The sequence below is a fragment of the Xenorhabdus kozodoii genome (assembly GCF_002632875.1).
Taxonomy (GTDB): domain Bacteria; phylum Pseudomonadota; class Gammaproteobacteria; order Enterobacterales; family Enterobacteriaceae; genus Xenorhabdus; species Xenorhabdus kozodoii.
The window spans coordinates 135,712-153,442 of record NZ_NJCX01000006.1; the positions used below are offsets into that span (position 1 = coordinate 135,712).

Genomic DNA, 17,731 nt, shown 5'->3' on the forward strand with positions numbered 1-17,731 from the left:
AATAAATCATCACCCAGATAAAATCACAGGTAAAGCCATCAAAAAAACACACTTAATTAACATTTATTATACATTAAATGTTCATCACACCATAACAATATCAACCAAATGGGTTTTATACGGTACGTATTACGTCTGTGATTTCCTTGTTGTTATAAATCGGTTATAAGAAAGTTAATATTTTTCCTTGCATTTTGGTTTTAATTATTATGCTATAGCGACTTGTGGGTAGAGGATAATAATGATTTTCATAGTTCTATAGTCAATATGGAAATATGAATTGTTCTCACCACAATCTACTTATTTCAGTTCAATTATCGGTTTTATTAATAATGAGCAATGCGCTAAACAGCGCATTTAAGGTTGCCAATTTTTTGAAAAATGGAATCTCTATTATGAAAGAAAACAATTCGGCAAGACCGGTTTTTCTGTGGATGACATTAGTTTTAGGATTATTACCCGCTAGCGCTTCAATAGCATTAACTAACTATCAGGAACAAGGGAAAAAAAACTCACCAGATAGTTGGTTATCGGATGAATTTAATCATCAATGGGGATTGGCCGCTATTGGTGCCCATTATGCTTATGCCCGTGGTTACACGGGGAAAGGCGTTAATGTTGGCGTATTAGATGAAGCGGTTACCCGGCACCCTGAGTTCGCGGGGAAACTGAAAATTCTCAGCCCAAGTGACCCCTGGAATTACGATATAAATCCCCAGACTGGGGAAATCAGTTTTGGTGCTCATGGTAACCATGTCGCGGGGATCATTGCAGCAAACCGGGATGGCAAGGAAATGCACGGCGTAGCATTTGATGCGGGCTTAATTACGGGGAAATTTTTGCAAAATCCCTATAACCGCACAGAAGCGATGATCCAAAGTAATGTCCGTGTCATCAATAACAGTTGGGGGGTTCGCCCTCGCTATGAAATTGATATAAACGGGAAACCCAAGCGATGGGAAAACGGAACTATCAAGTACTATCCAATCACTCTGCAAAACCTGATTAATTATGTCACACCGATTAAAGGTGATTTAGATCGGTTAAGCCGCTCCCCTATCCCAGAATTGGAATTTGATGACGATCTGTCGAGCGATGCTGGCCTATTACGCGCGGCACGTCATGGAAAATTAGTGGTTTTCGCGGCAGGAAACTCAAATAATTATAATGTCACTTGGTTACATGCGGGTATGCCCTACTTCTTCCCTGATGCATTAAAAAATTACCTCAGCGTTGCCAACCTGACCAAAGAAAATGAAATTAACGTTTCATCAACGCGTTGTGGCTATACTGCCAGCTATTGCTTGTCTGCACCCGGTACAAAAATTTATAGCAGCACAGGCAAATTCGTTTCTAAAATTAATGGAAAAATCGATGAAGATGCTTTCCAAGATGGTGAACTGGCGATTGAGCCTACCTACGATGCCTATACCGGTACATCAATGGCGTCACCGCATGTGGCTGGAGCGGCTGCCGTCTTGATGCAACGTTTCCCCTATATGACGGCAGGACAGATCGCAGATGTCCTCAAAACCACGGCCACCGATTTGGGTGATCCTGGCCTGGATGACATGTATGGTTGGGGAATGCTGAATCTGAAAGAGGCTATCGATGGTCCAAAGATGTTCATCACCGAAAAGGATATTCCCAAGAAATACTATATTCCAGGTTCTTATTCTGACACCCAGTTTATCGCCAATATTCCTGGTATTGGCGGCATCGTTGAGAAAGACACTACGGTAGAACGAGTCTGTAACAGTATTGAATGTGCTTATGATAGTTGGAGTAATGATATCGCCGGTCATGGTGGATTGACGAAAATCGGTAACGGTACACTCGAACTTGCCGGTAATCGCAATACCTATAAGGGACCCACTTTGGTGGAACAAGGACGTTTATTGGTTAACGGCTCCGTGACTTCGGATGTGACTGTACAGGATGGCGCGATCCTTGGCGGGAATGGTACGGTTGGTTCCATTACGGCTAACCGCGGTGCCAATATTGCACCGGGCAATTTTAGTGCTAATCCCAGCTTAAGTACTAGCGGTACGCTTAAAGTTGATCGTGATGTGACCTTCCAAACGGGTTCACGTTATCTGGTAGAAGTTGCACCAAATCGTCTGGGCCGTAGTGATCGTATTATCAGTCATGGTTTGGCTACATTGAAAGGCGGTGAAGTGCAAGTCTCGCTGGAAAACAGCAGTAACCTGTTATCGAAGCAAGAAGTCCGCAGCGTACTTGGTCAGCAATATAATATCCTGCAAGCGAACGATGGCATCGATGGCCAATTTACCGCTGTCGCGCCAACCTATTTGTTTGTGGGTACTGAACTGAGTTACCAACCCGATCGGGTGATGTTGGATATCAAACGCAATTCCACGTCATTCGCCAGTTTGGGAATGACCGCCAATGAACGTGCTGTCGCTAATGCTGCTGATAACCTAAGTTTGGGGCATCCGGTTTATGAGAGTATCTTGATGCTTGATACCGCGGCACAAGCCAATCAAGCATTCCAGCAATTTTCTTCCGGGCAGATCCATGCAGATATCGCAGCGGCACAAATCAATAACAGCCGCCATCTGCGTGATTCACTGAATACCCGTTTGCGTCAGGCTAATGGTGGCACTATCGGGCAGGATATCAAAACGGATAAAAACGGCGTCTGGGGGCAAATCATAGGTAACTGGCAGCGTGCTAGTGGTAACAACGAAGTCAATGGTTATCGTGTATCCAACTATGGTGTGTTATTGGGGGCAGATAAAGAATTGGGTGATGACTGGCGGCTTGGTATTGCTACCGGATATACTCGTTCTTCTTTGAATGGTGGATATCACACTTCAGCTCGCAGTAACAATTTCCATTTGGCCCTATATGGTAGCAAACACATTGATGACTTGGCATTGCGTGCCGGTGCTGCTTACAGTTGGCATCGTTTTGATACCAAACGTTCGGTTGTTTTTGGTCGCCAATCCGACAAGTTAGAAGCGAAATATGGTGCTCAGACAGGGCAATTGTTTACTGAGGCGGCTTACGGGTTCAGTACTTCGTGGCTGGATCTGGAACCCTTCGCCAACCTGTCTTATGTTCATTTTCGCAATGAAAGTATTAATGAAAATGGCGGCGGTGCAGCATTGAACGGCAAAAAACAATCGAAGAATGCAACCTTCTCCACATTAGGCTTACGAGCCGATCAAAAATGGCAAACTGAAAATGAAATGACCATAAGTATATATGGTGAATTGGGTTGGCAACACCAATTTGGCAATGCAGATCGGGGTACCCAACTCAGTTTCAGTAATAGCAATGCCACATTTACTCTCAACAGTGTTTCAGCTTCACGTGATTCGGCCGTAGTTAAGGCAGGCACGGAATTAGACATCAATGAAAACACTCAACTGTCACTGGGATATAGTGGCGTTTTATCAGACAAACATAAGGATAATGGTGTATTCCTGAATGCCCATTGGAAATTCTAGTCAGTAAAACGTGATAACAGAAGCTCACTGCACCAACGGCTGGTGGTGAGCTTTTTAAGGTTTTGTATTCGGATACACTAGCTTATATTCAACCCTGAAATATGAAGATGTCGCGCTTCTACATTCTACTTAGCGCGATTGATCGGTTATTTTCTGCCAATTTGTCGTGCATCGTAGATCATCGAAACGACCGATACTGTGACGATCGTGACTATCATCATAAATAACGTCGGGCTAAACGGCGTATGTACATTAAACAGTTGGATCACAAACACGACCAATGGCGAAAGTGCCAGTACAGTGGAAACAGCCAGTGGTGTTGCGAATTCAATCCCCTTTTGCAGAAAATAGATTGATGCACTCACACCAACCAGCGCGATCAGCAGGATTAAGTAGATGATTTTGCTATTAACAATGACATTATCCTGTGATAGCAATATTCCCAGACACACCATGATCAACAACGGAAAGCGCAGCGATAATAATGCTGATGCGGGGACTTTGCTGACAGCGAAACGCTTGGAAATAATCACGGTAGCTGTGATGCTGATACTGCACAGAATGGCAATGACAATTCCCATTATCATTTCACTGCGACTATAGAGAGTGTATACATCTCTGAACATCACGGTATACACGCACATGGCCGCTGCTGTTATAAAGATCACCAGATGACAGCAACGTGTAACAAGGCTGATGGATTGACGCGTCAACAACAGGTAAACCGTCATGCTAACAGGCCCTAACCCTTGTGTCAGCGTGACGGCGACAGAAGGTTCAAGGTACTTAACCGCCAGAAAATAAAACAGCCAATTGAACATCGAGACGATATTTAGGGCTATCAACATACGCCATTGCGAAAACAACTGAGCATAAGCCGTCCGCTGGCGAAAAAAGCCGATTGTGGCGAATAGCACAGTGACGACCACAAAACTCAGGCTAACAACCAAAAAGACATTAACGCCGAACAACCAGATGTTCAGTAAAACACTTTGTGTTGAGGCAATAAAAATATACAGTAATGTAAAAAATACACCGGATAAGTACCTACCTTGCTCTGTCATTCACTACTCCTGCTTGTCAATAAACTGCTGGTGCCATTTTTCTAATATGTACATCGTCCACAATGCATAGCAGTTGCTACCATCGAACTCTTTGACAAACTGGCGCATTCGATCCGGATTAAAGTATCCACGCGATAATGCCTGCTCGCTGATCAGTGTATCGGCAATGTTTTTTTTCATTGACGATACCATCCATTGTTCAAGCGGCACGGCTAACTCCTGCTTTTTACGATTAATAATATAATCGGGAAGATAGCGTTTTGCCAAACAGTGAAGAAGGTATTTTTCTTTGCCTGAATGAAGCTTAAAGCGTGCAGGCAAGCGGCTACCCAATCCCACCACTTGTTTGTCAAGGAAAGGGACTCGCACTTCAAGTGAATTGGCCATTGAGGCGATGTCAACCTTGACCAACTGCGCTTCCTGCATCCAATGGTTAAAATCATACTCCATCGCTGCGGAGAGAGGATCAGCATGTCGTTTCAGCTCATCGCTGTGTGCCGCGCCATTTTTTTCGGGCAGGTGTGACATTATCTCCTTACTGTATAGTTGCTGCCGCAGTTGACTGCTAACGCCATCAGTCAGTAGCGCCTGATAAAACTCAGGGAATGCCTCTTTCTGCCATACCTTGTTAAATAAATCGACCTTGCGTGGCAGATTGTACTCCGCAGGTAAATTGGGGAAATTCGCTGCCAGCGAATAGCGGGCATAACCACCGAACAGTTCATCCGCCCCATCGCCGCCCAGTACTACGGTTACATGACGACGCGCCATCTGATACATAAAGTGACTGGCAATCGAGGATGGAAAAGCAAAAGGCTCTCCGAAGTGTTCAATCAGTGCGTGAGCCGCATCGAATGCTTCTTGTGGTGTAATAATGTAATCATGGTGATCCGTTCCAAGATCTTTAGCCAGACGCCGGGAGTAGTCCAGCTCACTGAAAGCTGACTCATTGAAGCCGACAGCGAAAGTTTTCAGCGAGTGGCACCCCTGTTTACACGCCATGGCAGTAATCAAGCTGGAATCCAGTCCGCCACTGAGCATCGCACCGACAGAAACTTCTGCCTTTAATCGTTTCTCGATAGCCTGATTCAGATATTCGTCAATTTCATCAACCCACTGCTCTAGTGGTTTATCATCCTCCATTGGCTGGTAGTCAACGCGCCAATAGTTTTTCCGACTCTCCTTACCTTGGATAAAACTGACACTGCCACCAGGAGGCACTTTGCTGATACCCTGAAAAATACAACGATCGCGTGGCACGACTCGAAAGCGCAGATAATAATCCAGCGCCCTAGGGTCAATACAGCGTGGAATAGTATTGTTCTTCAAAAGTGAATTCAGTTCGGATGAAAAACTGATTGTGTTGTCGTGCAAGGCATAAAACAGCGGTTTTTTGCCGGCGGGATCGCGTGCTAAGAGCAGTGAGTCATTGACGCGATCGTAAATAGCCAAAGCAAACATGCCATCCAAATAGTGATAAAACTTCTCGCCGTCACGCTGGTACAGATTAACAATCACTTCTGCGTCGGAGTCAGTACTAAATTGAAACCCCTGTTTAATTAATTCCTGGCGCAATGAACGGTAGTTATAGATTTCACCATTAAATACCAATACATATTGTCCATTGTTGCTGTGACAGGGTTGAGAGCCGTTATCCAGTGCGATGATTTTTAACCGCCGCATACCAATACTGACATGCCCATGATGATAAATTCCCTCCTGATCGGGACCACGATGCTCCAGCGCGCTTAACATGGATGCTAATCGCTGAGGTTGTGCTGATTGATGATTCAAGTGGATGACGCCTGCGATTCCACACATAAATTTTCCTTGTTTTCCCTGTGAATTAATAACGCCGTTTGCCGATATTGCTGGTGATTTTATGTTCATCGATACGCTGGATACGAATATCCCCGACCAGCCCGGAAGCAATCATTTGTGCGATATCAGGGTTACGCGACAACAGATCACGCTTAATGGCATCACTGACTTCCGCCGGGAGCGACGGTATCGCGATACGGATCACTAATCCGCCATCACGGTCATCAAGATCGTATCGGTGATAAGGGAGGTGCTTTGCCATAGCGTCATTGATATCGCTGAGGTTGATTTTTTCACCGTGTTTAAATTCGCTGGCAAAACGGCCGAGACAACGTTGATAGGTGTAAAGGGTTTTTCCCTGAACAATTTTCTTTTCAAAGCCTTCAACCAGATCGTTAGTGACAAAGCGTATTGCTGGAAAATATTCACGGGCAAACGAGGTGAGTAATAAAATACCGCCGGTTCCCCGATAATCGGCGTTAGGATAAATTTGTTGTACGGGCACCACCTCCGGTATCAGATAGGGATCAAACTGATAATATCCTTGCGAGTGGTTGTATAAAGCAATGGAACCAATTTCAATGCTGCCTAATAGATCAAGTACCTGCGTTGGCTCGATGTGGAAATAATCCGCCACCTTTTTTTGCCAGACCAAAGTCGCTACATCCCCCAGTACGATGATTTTTTTCGGTCGGAAGTCCAGTTTTCCGGTTGCAATCAGACAATCCAGAATCATCGGCATGGTGAAAAAAATGTCTGGTTTGAATCGGTTTAGCACTTCAATATGTTGCTCAATCGGGCGGGTAAAATCGATCAGTTCCACTTCACATCCCATGGACTGAAAAATTTCACCCGCTGTAGCAGCCGCATGGCCAGTGCCCAAATCGGCACAGGCACGGATATTCCCTTCGCCACAGAAATCCTTGATGATACCCATGCGCTGTTGCAGATAAATGCGCTGATCATTATCGGAATAGATAATGCGCTTACGTTTGCCCGTTGTAGTACCGGAGGTCTGATAACTGTGGTAACGGTCAGGAAATGCATGTTCCGCATGGTAATAATGTTGTGTCAGCAACTCTTCCGTCATAAGAGGCAGAGATTCCAGTTGGTTAACCTCCGCCTGATTTTCTCTGAGCAATTGAGCATACCAGGGAAAAGTTTTGCTGATCTTTTTTATCCATAATTCCAAATTCATGTGGTTTCCTTTATTCAATTACCGTTAAGCCACTATGATAAAAATCGCTTTCAGTGGAACGAATTTCAGCAATGATCTGATTGAGTGAAGCTGGGTCATTGCTGATAGCAATAACAACGCCCGGTGAACTGAGAAGATCGTTAGTTTCTCGCTGAATGTCGCCGGGGGAATGGTGATAATTGACACTTATAACACCTTCAATCTTGATAAATTGCTCTTCTGGTGACGTTTGTACTTTACCTTTAGTGGGCGAAATCATGTAAACATAGGCCGCACGTTTGTGACCCAGAAAGTCGCGAGGTTGATGGATTTCCTGCTGGAATCTCACCGGGTAAAGGACGGCTTGCACCAGTTTGCTGATCTGTGAATGCCCTAAGCACTCTTCGATAATATAAGGATCGGCTCCACCCGCAACTCTGGCGCCAATTTCAATCAGTATCGGCCCGCGCGATGTCATCATGACCTCTGCATGAAATGCGCCATTTTCAATGCCAAGCGCCTGGCACACCTGTATGGTATAGCTGGTTAGTGTGTCGAAGTTCTCATCGTGCTGATAATAAAGATATTGTGTCTCATAAACCGGAGAATTTTTGAGCTGTTTCTTTTTCGATTGCCACAGGTCGGTAAAGAAGTATTGCCCCTGGCAGGCAATGCCATTAACAACAAACTCTTCTCCTTCAAGAAATTCCTGACACAGCACTTCGTGATTCTGATTTCCGAACAGATCATTTTTACTCTTAATGGCAGTAAAAGCCTGCTCAGCCTGGTGCATATCGTGGCAAATAAAAACGCCATCCGTACCCGCGCTTTGCACGGGTTTTAACACTACCGGCCAGCAGTCATGGTTTTTTAGCCAGCACAATAGCTCATTGTGATGCGCAATCAGGCATTGCTTGATGGAGGCAACATGATGGTGCACAAGTTGTTCTTGCATCAGAAACTTGTTGCGCCGGGCGGTTGAAAACTCCATTGGATTGCTGAAAGGAAGCGCCAACGTAGCGTTTAGTTGATCCACCAATGGAACGGCGCTCTCGCTGCCAGCCAGAATCGCCTTGATGGCATAAGGTTGTAGCTCGCGGAGTAGCGCCTCTATGTCTCCATCATAAACGATATGCCTGTCACTCCGGATACTGGCCAACTGGTTATCGCCAATAAAGATTGCAGGCAAAAAGGCAGATTGAATATGCAGACAAAAATATCCCAGCGCCTGAAAAGCTGGAATCAGATATTTGCTTCCGGACCAGGCATCAATAATCACAATAACTTCTTTGTTGTTCAAAATCGGCATGGTTTTATTCCTAACATTTGTTGATTTGCTGACAGCCTGACAATCGCTGAGATATCTGTCGCGACCTTACTCAGACAGTGATACCAGTAAAAATGATCACCGGGATAGGCCTTGCTTCCTGCGAAAATGTGGCTGTAATTTACCCAATCCTGCATTTTTTGGTTACATTCTTCTTCTTGCTCTCCCCAGAGGGTATACAGAGGGAAAGGCAGCGGTGAACGAATTGCCGGTTGATACTGATGATAAAGCCGATAATCTTGCCGAATTAAGGGCAAAGGGTCTCCCGTTAGCACGAATGATAATGTCATAGTGGTGCTTGATGGGCGTAGAACAAAATCTTACCAAGAACCACGTATTGAAATGCATTTTCACTGTGGTTAGCGATGGTTTTTGCGGCGGGATATTCCGTGCTCGTATAAACACCTTTAGCGGTCTTCTTGCGCTGGGTTGACCGTTCCTGATAAGTCAGCTCTTCTTTCGCTAAACAGCTCACTAGTTGGCTAAAGTCCTGATCTTCTTTGACAGGAAAGCCCCGAAACAGCAACGCGCCTCTTTCAGCCAAAATATCATCGATGTTGTGATTTAAGAAAAAATCAGCGATGGATGCGTCCTGGCAGTCAGTCGTCACCAAAGAGACATGGGAAACGCCGTCTGCCAAAAGACGGATAGTATAAGAGTTATTCATCAACTAGAGGCTCCAGCGTTGAGTATCAGGGAAAAAATTGGGGATGATATATCGACCCGGTATCTGCTGATTTTTTTGGTAAATAAACATCGCCAAACTCAGATCAAGCACGCCGATCCCAAAAGGAGAAAAAATGGTCGCTTTGGTTTTATCAAGCGTTATTTCACCCTTTATTATTTGTGCCAGAGTACCGTTGATAAAACAGCGGTGACCATATTTTTGCTCAGCCAGATGAGGTGAAGTATTGGCTTTCATGCAATGGTTAATATCGTCTAATACGTTATTACTTGCGTAAATAATTTCCGGGGATAGATCACGCAAGGAAATATTGAGAACCAACTGATGGGGAGCGAATGTCTTTTCATCCGTGATATGGGGTGAGGCTGCCGTTGTTGTGAAAACCACAATATCGGCAGCTAACGCTTCGACCTGGCCTGCAGCCGCCCGTACCTGATAGAAATCTTGTACATTGATATTACTAATAAAACTATCACGATATTCTACAGAGATATCGTGAACTAACACATCATCAAACTGCCATCCTTCATGTTTAAAAAAGGCCATAATAGTTCTGGCTATCAAGCCGCCACCAATTATCGACAAGCTTTTGGCTTGCTTACCCGCAGGCCCAAGGTGATTGGCGGCTAATACGGCAGAAGCAGCGGTACGGGCAGCGCTGATTTGGGAGGCTTCCAGACATGCGAACGGGTAACCTGTCTCATAATCATTTAACAAAATAACCGCTGAAGCGCGTTGCAAGTTTGATTCGATATTACGCGGATAACTGGCAATCCATTTTATACCAGAAACAGAGATATTTTCCTCTGGATTATCAATAGCGGCCGGTAACGCGATAATCCTTGCTTCCGGTTTATTTTTAAAACGTAGAAAATAACTGTCAGGATTCTCCGTTTTACCTTGATGGTGAGTCAAATAACTCTGGCAAACCAGACTGATAATTTCAGGCCGAGAAGAGGAGATAACTTGATTGATAAAATCGCCAGTAATAACTTCAAAATTCATTTGTTCGTTAGACATATTCTTTAACTCCTTCCATATCAACATGTTTTTTCAGTCATTTTCCAACGGGTGTCAAACGTGAGGTTACACCATTCATCGTTATAAACGGTATCGAGGTAATTACTGCCCATATCGGGTGAAATCGCGACCACAAGGGCATCTTTTGGGATATCAGGCTGAAGGCGTTTTACTGCGGCTAATACAGTACCCGTAGAAGCACCCGCAAGATAACCGAAACGACGCGCAGCATCGCGGCAGCTTGCAACAGTTTCTGCTTCAGGGATCTGAATCAACATATCGACGCGACTTTTGTCAAAAAAATGGGGCTGTACGCTGGAACCAAGTCCTGGCAAATAACGTGGGCTACCGGGTGTACCAAAGGTAACAGAGCCGATAGAGTCAACGGCGATGAGTTGGGTTGCAGGGGAACAGCGGCGAAAAAAATTGGCACACCCCATCAACGTTCCCGTAGTGCCAGCGCCAATGAATAGATAGTCAACTTTGCCAAATTCGGTCAAAATAGATTTGGCTGTCATTTCGGAGTGTACTGTCGGATTAGCCATATTTTGGTATTGGTTTAACCAAATAAGATCAGGATCCTGTTTTATAGCGGAACGAATGTATTCCAAACGATTGCCTAGATAGCCGCCTTGTGCATCTTTTTTTTCAATAATTACGATAGCCGTCCCCAAAGCGCGCATCATTTTAATATTCTGCAAAGACGTATTTTTATCTACTACACAGGTAAAATGTAATCCTTTTGACGCGGCAATAATGCTCAATGATAGCCCAAGATTACCAGAGCTTGACTCAATAAATCGCTTTGTTTTGTCTAATCCTTTGTTGGCAATGGCATCGCTGATAAGTGCGATGGCCGTTTTCATTTTTATGGAGCCACCAGCATTCAATCCTTCCACTTTGATAAAGAGATCGGTATGATCACAAAATTTATTAAATTTTATGAAAATATTATCGTTAATTATCTTATCCACTGAGCTAAACTGCATAATTCCTCTTTATTATAAATATATAAATTTAATTTCTATACCAATCCAACTTCAAGTTGCAGTTTGCAAGCCAATGAGAGTGCTTATATCTCCCCGCGTAGCGGGGAGATATAAGCTGCATCTTGAAAGGCGACGGGTATATACTTAGAGTGATTAGTGATTTATTCAGTAATAGATATTAATTTGCTCAATATTTTATCGGTACAATATAATATGTTGTTTATCTTATAATAAATATTTTCAGGTTAAATTACGCAGTTCCGGTTCCCAAATATTGACAGATGATGTCATATAACACCCCCTTGGAGTTAGGAAGATAAGAACGTTATCATGTAAATATACAAAAATCTGGGGGGGATAATTTAGGGTGTTGTAATTCGTTGATATTGATATTGCACAGTGAATTGTGTAATAGCTTGATCCTAAGCAACCCACGTTTTTGCATCACCAATCGTTGGGGATTATAACGACAACCCGATAGCTCTCATCAAACCTTGAACTTCTGCAAAAGAGTTCCTGCTGGTTACCGAGCTGAAACTGGAGTACGGAAATTTCGGTGGCTCCGGCGTACAACCCCATCATCTTTACTATCCCCTAAGCATAACCCCGCAATGTTCATCAAGTAATTCTCTTGTTACCAATCCTATTTTTTATATCCAAGGAGGCTTAAATATGCCACCACGTACTGTTTTGCCTATCTTTTCATTCGTTGTATTTCTCATTGGCGCGACAGAATTTATGTTATCACCTATGCTCAAGCCCTTGGCCGAGGCATTTAAAACAACAACAGATAAAGCTGCTTGGCTGGTATCGGGTTATGCCTTTGCTTATGCCCTTTCAGCACCTATTTTTGGTTGGTTATCTGATCGGATCAATCGACGTAAATTATTACTGGTATCCTTACTGTTTCTTTTTCTTGATGGACTAGCATTGACGATAGCCCCCAATTTAGCGATTGCTGTTGGGTTACGCATTTTTGGCGGCATTGCTTCTGCTGCGTTGATTCCAACTATTTTTGCGTTAGTTGCCGAAATTTTTCCGTCTGATAAACAAGCGTCAGCGATGGGAGTCGTTATGCTTGGTATGACCGCCGGAATTGCAGTCGGGCCTATTTTTGCAGAGGTTCTGACTGAATTATTTGATTGGCAAGTACCATTTTGGGTGAATGCAGCGGGAGCTCTTTTGTTCTACGTTTTAAGTAAAAAATATATTCCAAACCAGATGAGTGCCAAAAAAAAATCATTCCTTAAAATTTCAATGGAAATGGCAGAGAAATTTAGGCCTTCCCCTTATCGCAAAGGGGCTTTGGAATGGCACTGCCGTGTCTGCTTTTATATTGGCCGGCGAGGTCTTGAGATGCATTTAATGATGTTAAATAATATTTTGATTCATGCCTACGTTAATTGTATCTTAATTTTTTTTGATGCCTTTGAAAGGCAATACTCAATAAATCAAGTTTAAACTTATATTTTATTTTCTGTTTTCCTATCAAAAAAGATTATGTTTTTATTTTTGTGTTAATTTAATGGAGATAATTTGCGATTTAAGCATCAATGATTTTAATTAGCATTGGGAAATGTTTTGTTTTGTGATAAATATCACGATATTACATTGATTAATTATAGGCTTTAACTGTTTGTTATTTTTTAATTACAGAGGATGTTGAAATAAAAAAGAGCTTAAACAAATATAAGCTCTTTTAAAATTAATAACTGATTTTCAATTGGTTAAACAATATTGATGAACATTTAGGCTTGTGTTCATCAATCAATAAATGGTACGTCTAATTCTAATCTTAACCGTGATTTTCTCTCTTCTTCATCGACAATCTGGTCTAATTTTTTAATAAAGATAGCCTGAAGTTGCTGCCAGAACTCTTCAAAGTGCTCTTCATTGCGTAAGCAATAAGTCATTACTGCCGCCCGTAATACGTAGATATTGCGAACCTTTTCCCATTCGCTACGGCTAAAACCACATTTCTCCACATAGTGCCATGGTGTATCACCATATTCCTTATAATCTAATATGGTTGATGATGTGAGAAAATCGTTGGTATAAGCACGTCCGGCAGAATATGAACACAGCTCGTATAGACGCTTATTAAGCGCATTTTGGTTACTCAGGCTTTCGTTGCCGATTTTCTTAAACGTAAAGTTTATCATATGAAAATCAGGGGATGAAAAAGCATGCACTTCAAATAGATGTTTACCGATTTTTATCGGTGGTAAATTTGCTAATTTATTCAATAACCTCTGTGCTGTGACAATACCAGCCGCAATGATTTTCCCATACCCATTAATATTTAAAGGTAACAGACGATGCGCCGCCCAAAGTGCTGCTGCTGTCGCCCCCGATTTTGAACCTTCCATAATAGATGAGCCAAGAATTCCCCGATTGATAAGGTTTGGTTTATCATCACGGTCTTCAAATACATATGCTGCATGTGAAGAGATCAATTTGAGAATACGTTTGTCTTTCATGCAGATGGCGCCTGCGGCGTATTGAATAAAGCCAACTTTATGCGGATCTACGGTAATCGAATCAACGTCTTTCAATGCCTTGAAACTTTGATAAACTTCGGGTTTGGGCCAACTGATGTTTTCCGGCATGATCCCCGCCGAACGGTGGTAACTGGCTAGCTCATCATATTCTACAAATTCTCCTTGCTCATTAAGGAGCATGGAACAAGCATATCCTGCATAAGCGGCATCAACGTGAATATAGAATGATTCGCCATAACGTTCCTCGCACTCTTTCCTCAAGGCAATGACTGCATCAATGCGATCAATGGCGCCAACCTCTGTCGTTCCCACCACAGCAATCATCGCCAGGATTGGTTCACCTTGTTCAATTAATTCAAGGATGATTTTCCGCATTTGGGCAACGTCAGTTTGATAATTGTCATTTACCGGTAATGGAATAATGTTTTCTTGACCAATGCCGAAAATATCGGCAGCTTTCATCCAAGAATAGTGCTTGGATTGTGGAACCAGTAATTTGCCTAGGATTTCCGCCTTAACGCCAGTCCCCCGACATGTCATATCGCGAATTTCTTCAAACAATCCACGTTGTTGCAATTCCGTCATCAAATTCAATAGTTCAGCGGTTGGCATATTTTTCAATTGCCGGGATGTCTTATGTTCGATGAGATCTTTTGCTTTAGGGTGTTGAGATATCGCAAAGGACAAAGTTTTTAAGTTCCTGGCTACCCACAATCCTTCATAGTTAGCCACTGTGCCGCCAGAAGTAATATGTCCCCAGGATTTCTGAGGGTCATAGCCAAACATGCGGCAGAGATCTAACCCTGACTCAAGCTCTAACTCTGTTGTTGTCGGGGATGCTTCATAACTACAGTTATTCGGGTTGTACATCATGGCCATAACGTAGGCAAGATTAGAAACCATTAAGGTATCGCTGCTGATATGGCCGAGGTAACGGGGAGAAAAGAAAGGAATAGACGTGTTTTTCAGTTTTGCTGAAAGCTGATTTAAGATCCCTTCTGTACGATAAAGCGTTTCTCTATAGTTATGTTCATAGCGATCAACGGATGTGACTAAGGTTGAATCTTCGGGATGAAAACCTGAGCGCCAATGTAAATGTTCGCTTACTGCATAATCCATCATCTCTCTAAAAAAACTCGCGTTCTCTGATTTTGGACCTAAAAACAACGCATCTACATTTAAATTAGGATGAAAGGGTTTATTCATAATCATGTAACCTTTTAATTGGTTATTGTGTCTTAAATTAAATATTTATTATTAATAGATTGTTTTTTATTTTCTGTTTTTAATGACAAATGCCTTGCGAAGGTGAAAGCCCCCACAGTAACTAACTGAAAATAAATTGTTTGCTTTTCGATCATTACAATTGCATGAAAAACATTCTGCAACATATTACCGAATTAATCTATTTTATATCTATCTAAAATATATTTCTTAGAATATTAATAATAGGTTAATAATTAACTTTAAAATTGTGCACTAGCACAAAGAAATGAAAATAATATCTTATATGGCCATATTGGGAATATTTTTTATAAAATGATAAAGAGGGTTATTTTTATACACAACAGGAATCGTGACGTTGTCACAGATTCTGTTGTGTCGAGTGGAGAAAGAAAGGAATAGGATAATCAAGGGAGGTAATATGATTTATCGGTCATATATTTCACATAATAAAAAATGTATATTGATTGATCATCTCAGCAATGAACATGAAGGCAGATCCTATAATAATAAAATGATTATTAATCAATGAATTAACTCTGTTTCTCCAGAGAGGGCAAGTCCAGATTACCATTGCAATAATATAGAGACACCATGAAAGCATTCTTAATCCAAAGGCGCTTTTGATATTGAATTCAGATTGTTGTGGAAAAATGGCATTATCATTAACTATCGTGATTTCCGCTAACCACTCCATATAAGCCGGATGCTCAATCAGTCGCATGGTGATGCTAATAAAAACAACTAACAGGGCAACCATTACCAATTTGACAGGCAACTTTCCTCGGAGATATTTCCCCAGTGGATAGGCAATAAATGATAACGCCAATGCAGGTCCTAACGTAAATACTGCGCTATAAAATAGAAAATAGGTGTTAATGTTTGCCCATGTGATCATGGCACTATTGACATAAATAATCGCCATAAAATAGAGGTCGGTTAAACCAATAAACCCAATTATCAACATGATATAAACATGTGCGCGTTTTTTGATTACAAAATAGAGTGTGTATAAAGCCAGCAAACCAAAATAGATGGCAGCAAGAATTGTTTCTATATTGACCCATTCCTGTATTACGTTCTGTAATGCATGATAAACACTAAATGGGTATTCTATCATGTTTAAAGAAGCAGCCAGCGCTATCCCTGCCAATATACTGCTGACCAATAATGCCCTAAGTAATATTTTTTGTACAAAAAATATGCTTAACTCATGCTTAAACCAGTAAATATAAATTCCGCTCATCAATACAAGCCCTACCGAGCTTTGTGCTACCATTGTAAAGGCAATTAACGACCACTCACTCATGTCAACCCTATTCCATTTATCTGTAACCAAATAACATCATCTACGCGTATTATATCCATATATTATTAATTCAATTTCAGTTTGATTGATATATTATATTGAGTAACTAAAATTTTACGCAAATTCTATGTTAATCCCCCCAATTTTCTTTTTTCACTAAATCCCTTTTCATTAGAGTGAATGCACTGATATTTATGAATTTTCCTTACTTCTCATGGTGTGAAGAGTGAGGAAGCGTCCTACCATTTTGAATGGTTACTCAGTGATGATAAATACCGTGATTAGTGACGGTATCTTACTCTTATCAGAGCAACCTAAATATGTTAAGTTTACCCATATCAATCACTTCTAATGAGCACTCCCTATGATCCCGGAAAAACGTATTATTCGTCGGATTCAATCTGGCGGTTGTGCAATCCACTGTCAGGATTGTAGCATTAGCCAGCTTTGCATTCCTTTCACCTTAAATGAACATGAACTTGATCAGCTTGATAACATCATTGAGCGTAAAAAACCCATCCAGAAAGGGCAAACGTTATTTAAGGCTGGTGATACGCTAAAATCACTCTATGCCATCCGTTCTGGGACCATCAAAAGCTACACGATTACCGAAGAAGGTGATGAACAAATTACTGGTTTCCACCTTGCAGGCGATTTAGTGGGTTTTGATGCCATCATTAATACTGAACATCCGAGTTTTGCCCAGGCTTTGGAAACGTCAATGGTATGTGAAATCCCATTTGAAACACTGGATGACCTCTCAGGGAAAATGCCTAATCTCCGCCAGCAAATGATGCGTTTGATGAGTGGGGAAATTAAAGGCGACCAGGACATGATCCTGTTACTTTCCAAAAAGAACGCAGAAGAGAGATTGGCGGCCTTTATTTACAACCTGTCACGCCGCTTTGCACAACGTGGTTTCTCACCGCGTGAATTCCGCCTTACCATGACTCGTGGTGACATTGGTAATTACTTAGGCTTGACGGTTGAGACAATTAGTCGCCTACTTGGCCGTTTCCAGAAAAACGGTATTTTGGCTGTCAAAGGTAAGTACATCGCGATCGAAGATATAGATAAGTTATCGGCGTTGGTCGGAAAATCCCCCGCTAACGTGAGTTAAATTTTAGGCCAGATCACT

Annotated in this window: 13 protein-coding genes; 3 read left to right on the top strand and 10 right to left on the bottom strand. The window is 42.2% G+C overall.

The genetic code is table 11. From position 1 onward, the window contains the following. Window positions 1-395 precede the first annotated feature (395 nt). The gene (locus Xkoz_RS05580) at window positions 396-3,476 is read left to right on the top strand and encodes an autotransporter domain-containing protein (RefSeq protein WP_099141274.1); all 3,081 of its coding nucleotides are present in this window, start codon (window positions 396-398) and stop codon (window positions 3,474-3,476) included. 146 nt (window positions 3,477-3,622) lie between these two features. On the opposite strand, the gene Xkoz_RS05585 is transcribed toward Xkoz_RS05580, so the two are convergent. The 8 genes from Xkoz_RS05585 to sbnA are packed head-to-tail and all read right to left on the bottom strand — an operon-like array spanning window position 3,623 to window position 11,559. Continuing rightward, on the bottom strand, window positions 3,623-4,540 hold the full coding sequence (locus tag Xkoz_RS05585; protein WP_099141230.1) for a hypothetical protein: 918 nt from the start codon (window positions 4,538-4,540) through the stop codon (window positions 3,623-3,625). Window positions 4,541-4,543: 3 nt separating this feature from the next. After that, entirely contained in the window at window positions 4,544-6,361 is a 1,818-nt protein-coding gene (gene asnB / locus Xkoz_RS05590; protein WP_099141231.1) for an asparagine synthase (glutamine-hydrolyzing), read from the bottom strand. A 25-nt stretch (window positions 6,362-6,386) separates the two neighbouring features. Then, the gene (gene ddaG / locus Xkoz_RS05595) at window positions 6,387-7,559 is read right to left on the bottom strand and encodes a fumarate--(S)-2,3-diaminopropanoate ligase (RefSeq protein WP_099141232.1); all 1,173 of its coding nucleotides are present in this window, start codon (window positions 7,557-7,559) and stop codon (window positions 6,387-6,389) included. Window positions 7,560-7,569: 10 nt separating this feature from the next. Next, window positions 7,570-8,847: a dapdiamide A synthase gene (gene ddaF, locus Xkoz_RS05600; protein ID WP_099141233.1), complete on the bottom strand. Its 1,278-nt coding sequence runs from the start codon at window positions 8,845-8,847 to the stop codon at window positions 7,570-7,572. After that, entirely contained in the window at window positions 8,835-9,155 is a 321-nt protein-coding gene (locus Xkoz_RS05605) for a hypothetical protein (RefSeq protein WP_244183402.1), read from the bottom strand. Before Xkoz_RS05605 ends, ddaF begins: the two co-directional genes overlap by 13 nt. Beyond that, entirely contained in the window at window positions 9,152-9,532 is a 381-nt protein-coding gene (locus tag Xkoz_RS05610) for a TauD/TfdA family dioxygenase (protein WP_099141234.1), read from the bottom strand. The genes Xkoz_RS05605 and Xkoz_RS05610 overlap by 4 nt, the downstream gene beginning before the upstream one ends. A gap of 3 nt (window positions 9,533-9,535) precedes the next feature. Continuing rightward, on the bottom strand, window positions 9,536-10,570 hold the full coding sequence (sbnB, locus tag Xkoz_RS05615; protein ID WP_099141235.1) for a 2,3-diaminopropionate biosynthesis protein SbnB: 1,035 nt from the start codon (window positions 10,568-10,570) through the stop codon (window positions 9,536-9,538). 20 nt (window positions 10,571-10,590) lie between these two features. Further along, on the bottom strand, window positions 10,591-11,559 hold the full coding sequence (gene sbnA, locus Xkoz_RS05620; RefSeq protein WP_099141236.1) for a 2,3-diaminopropionate biosynthesis protein SbnA: 969 nt from the start codon (window positions 11,557-11,559) through the stop codon (window positions 10,591-10,593). Between the two features lie 672 nt (window positions 11,560-12,231). Here sbnA and Xkoz_RS05625 point away from each other — a divergent pair. Then, a complete protein-coding gene (locus tag Xkoz_RS05625) occupies window positions 12,232-13,020 on the top strand; it encodes an MFS transporter (protein WP_244183403.1) in 789 nt (262 codons plus the stop codon). Between the two features lie 302 nt (window positions 13,021-13,322). Here the strand turns inward: Xkoz_RS05625 and Xkoz_RS05630 are convergent, their stop codons facing one another. After that, complete coding sequence (locus Xkoz_RS05630) at window positions 13,323-15,266, bottom strand: pyridoxal phosphate-dependent decarboxylase family protein (protein ID WP_099141237.1); 1,944 nt, start codon at window positions 15,264-15,266, stop codon at window positions 13,323-13,325. Between the two features lie 460 nt (window positions 15,267-15,726). Continuing rightward, window positions 15,727-16,593 (bottom strand): dimethyl sulfoxide reductase anchor subunit family protein, encoded by an 867-nt coding sequence (locus Xkoz_RS05635; protein ID WP_099141238.1) that lies wholly within the window; start codon window positions 16,591-16,593, stop codon window positions 15,727-15,729. Between the two features lie 364 nt (window positions 16,594-16,957). On the opposite strand from Xkoz_RS05635, the gene Xkoz_RS05640 reads away from it, so the two are divergent. After that, window positions 16,958-17,713 carry an FNR family transcription factor gene (locus tag Xkoz_RS05640; RefSeq protein WP_099141239.1) on the top strand — a complete coding sequence of 252 codons (756 nt, stop codon included), beginning with the start codon at window positions 16,958-16,960 and terminating at the stop codon, window positions 17,711-17,713. Window positions 17,714-17,731: the final 18 nt, after the last annotated feature.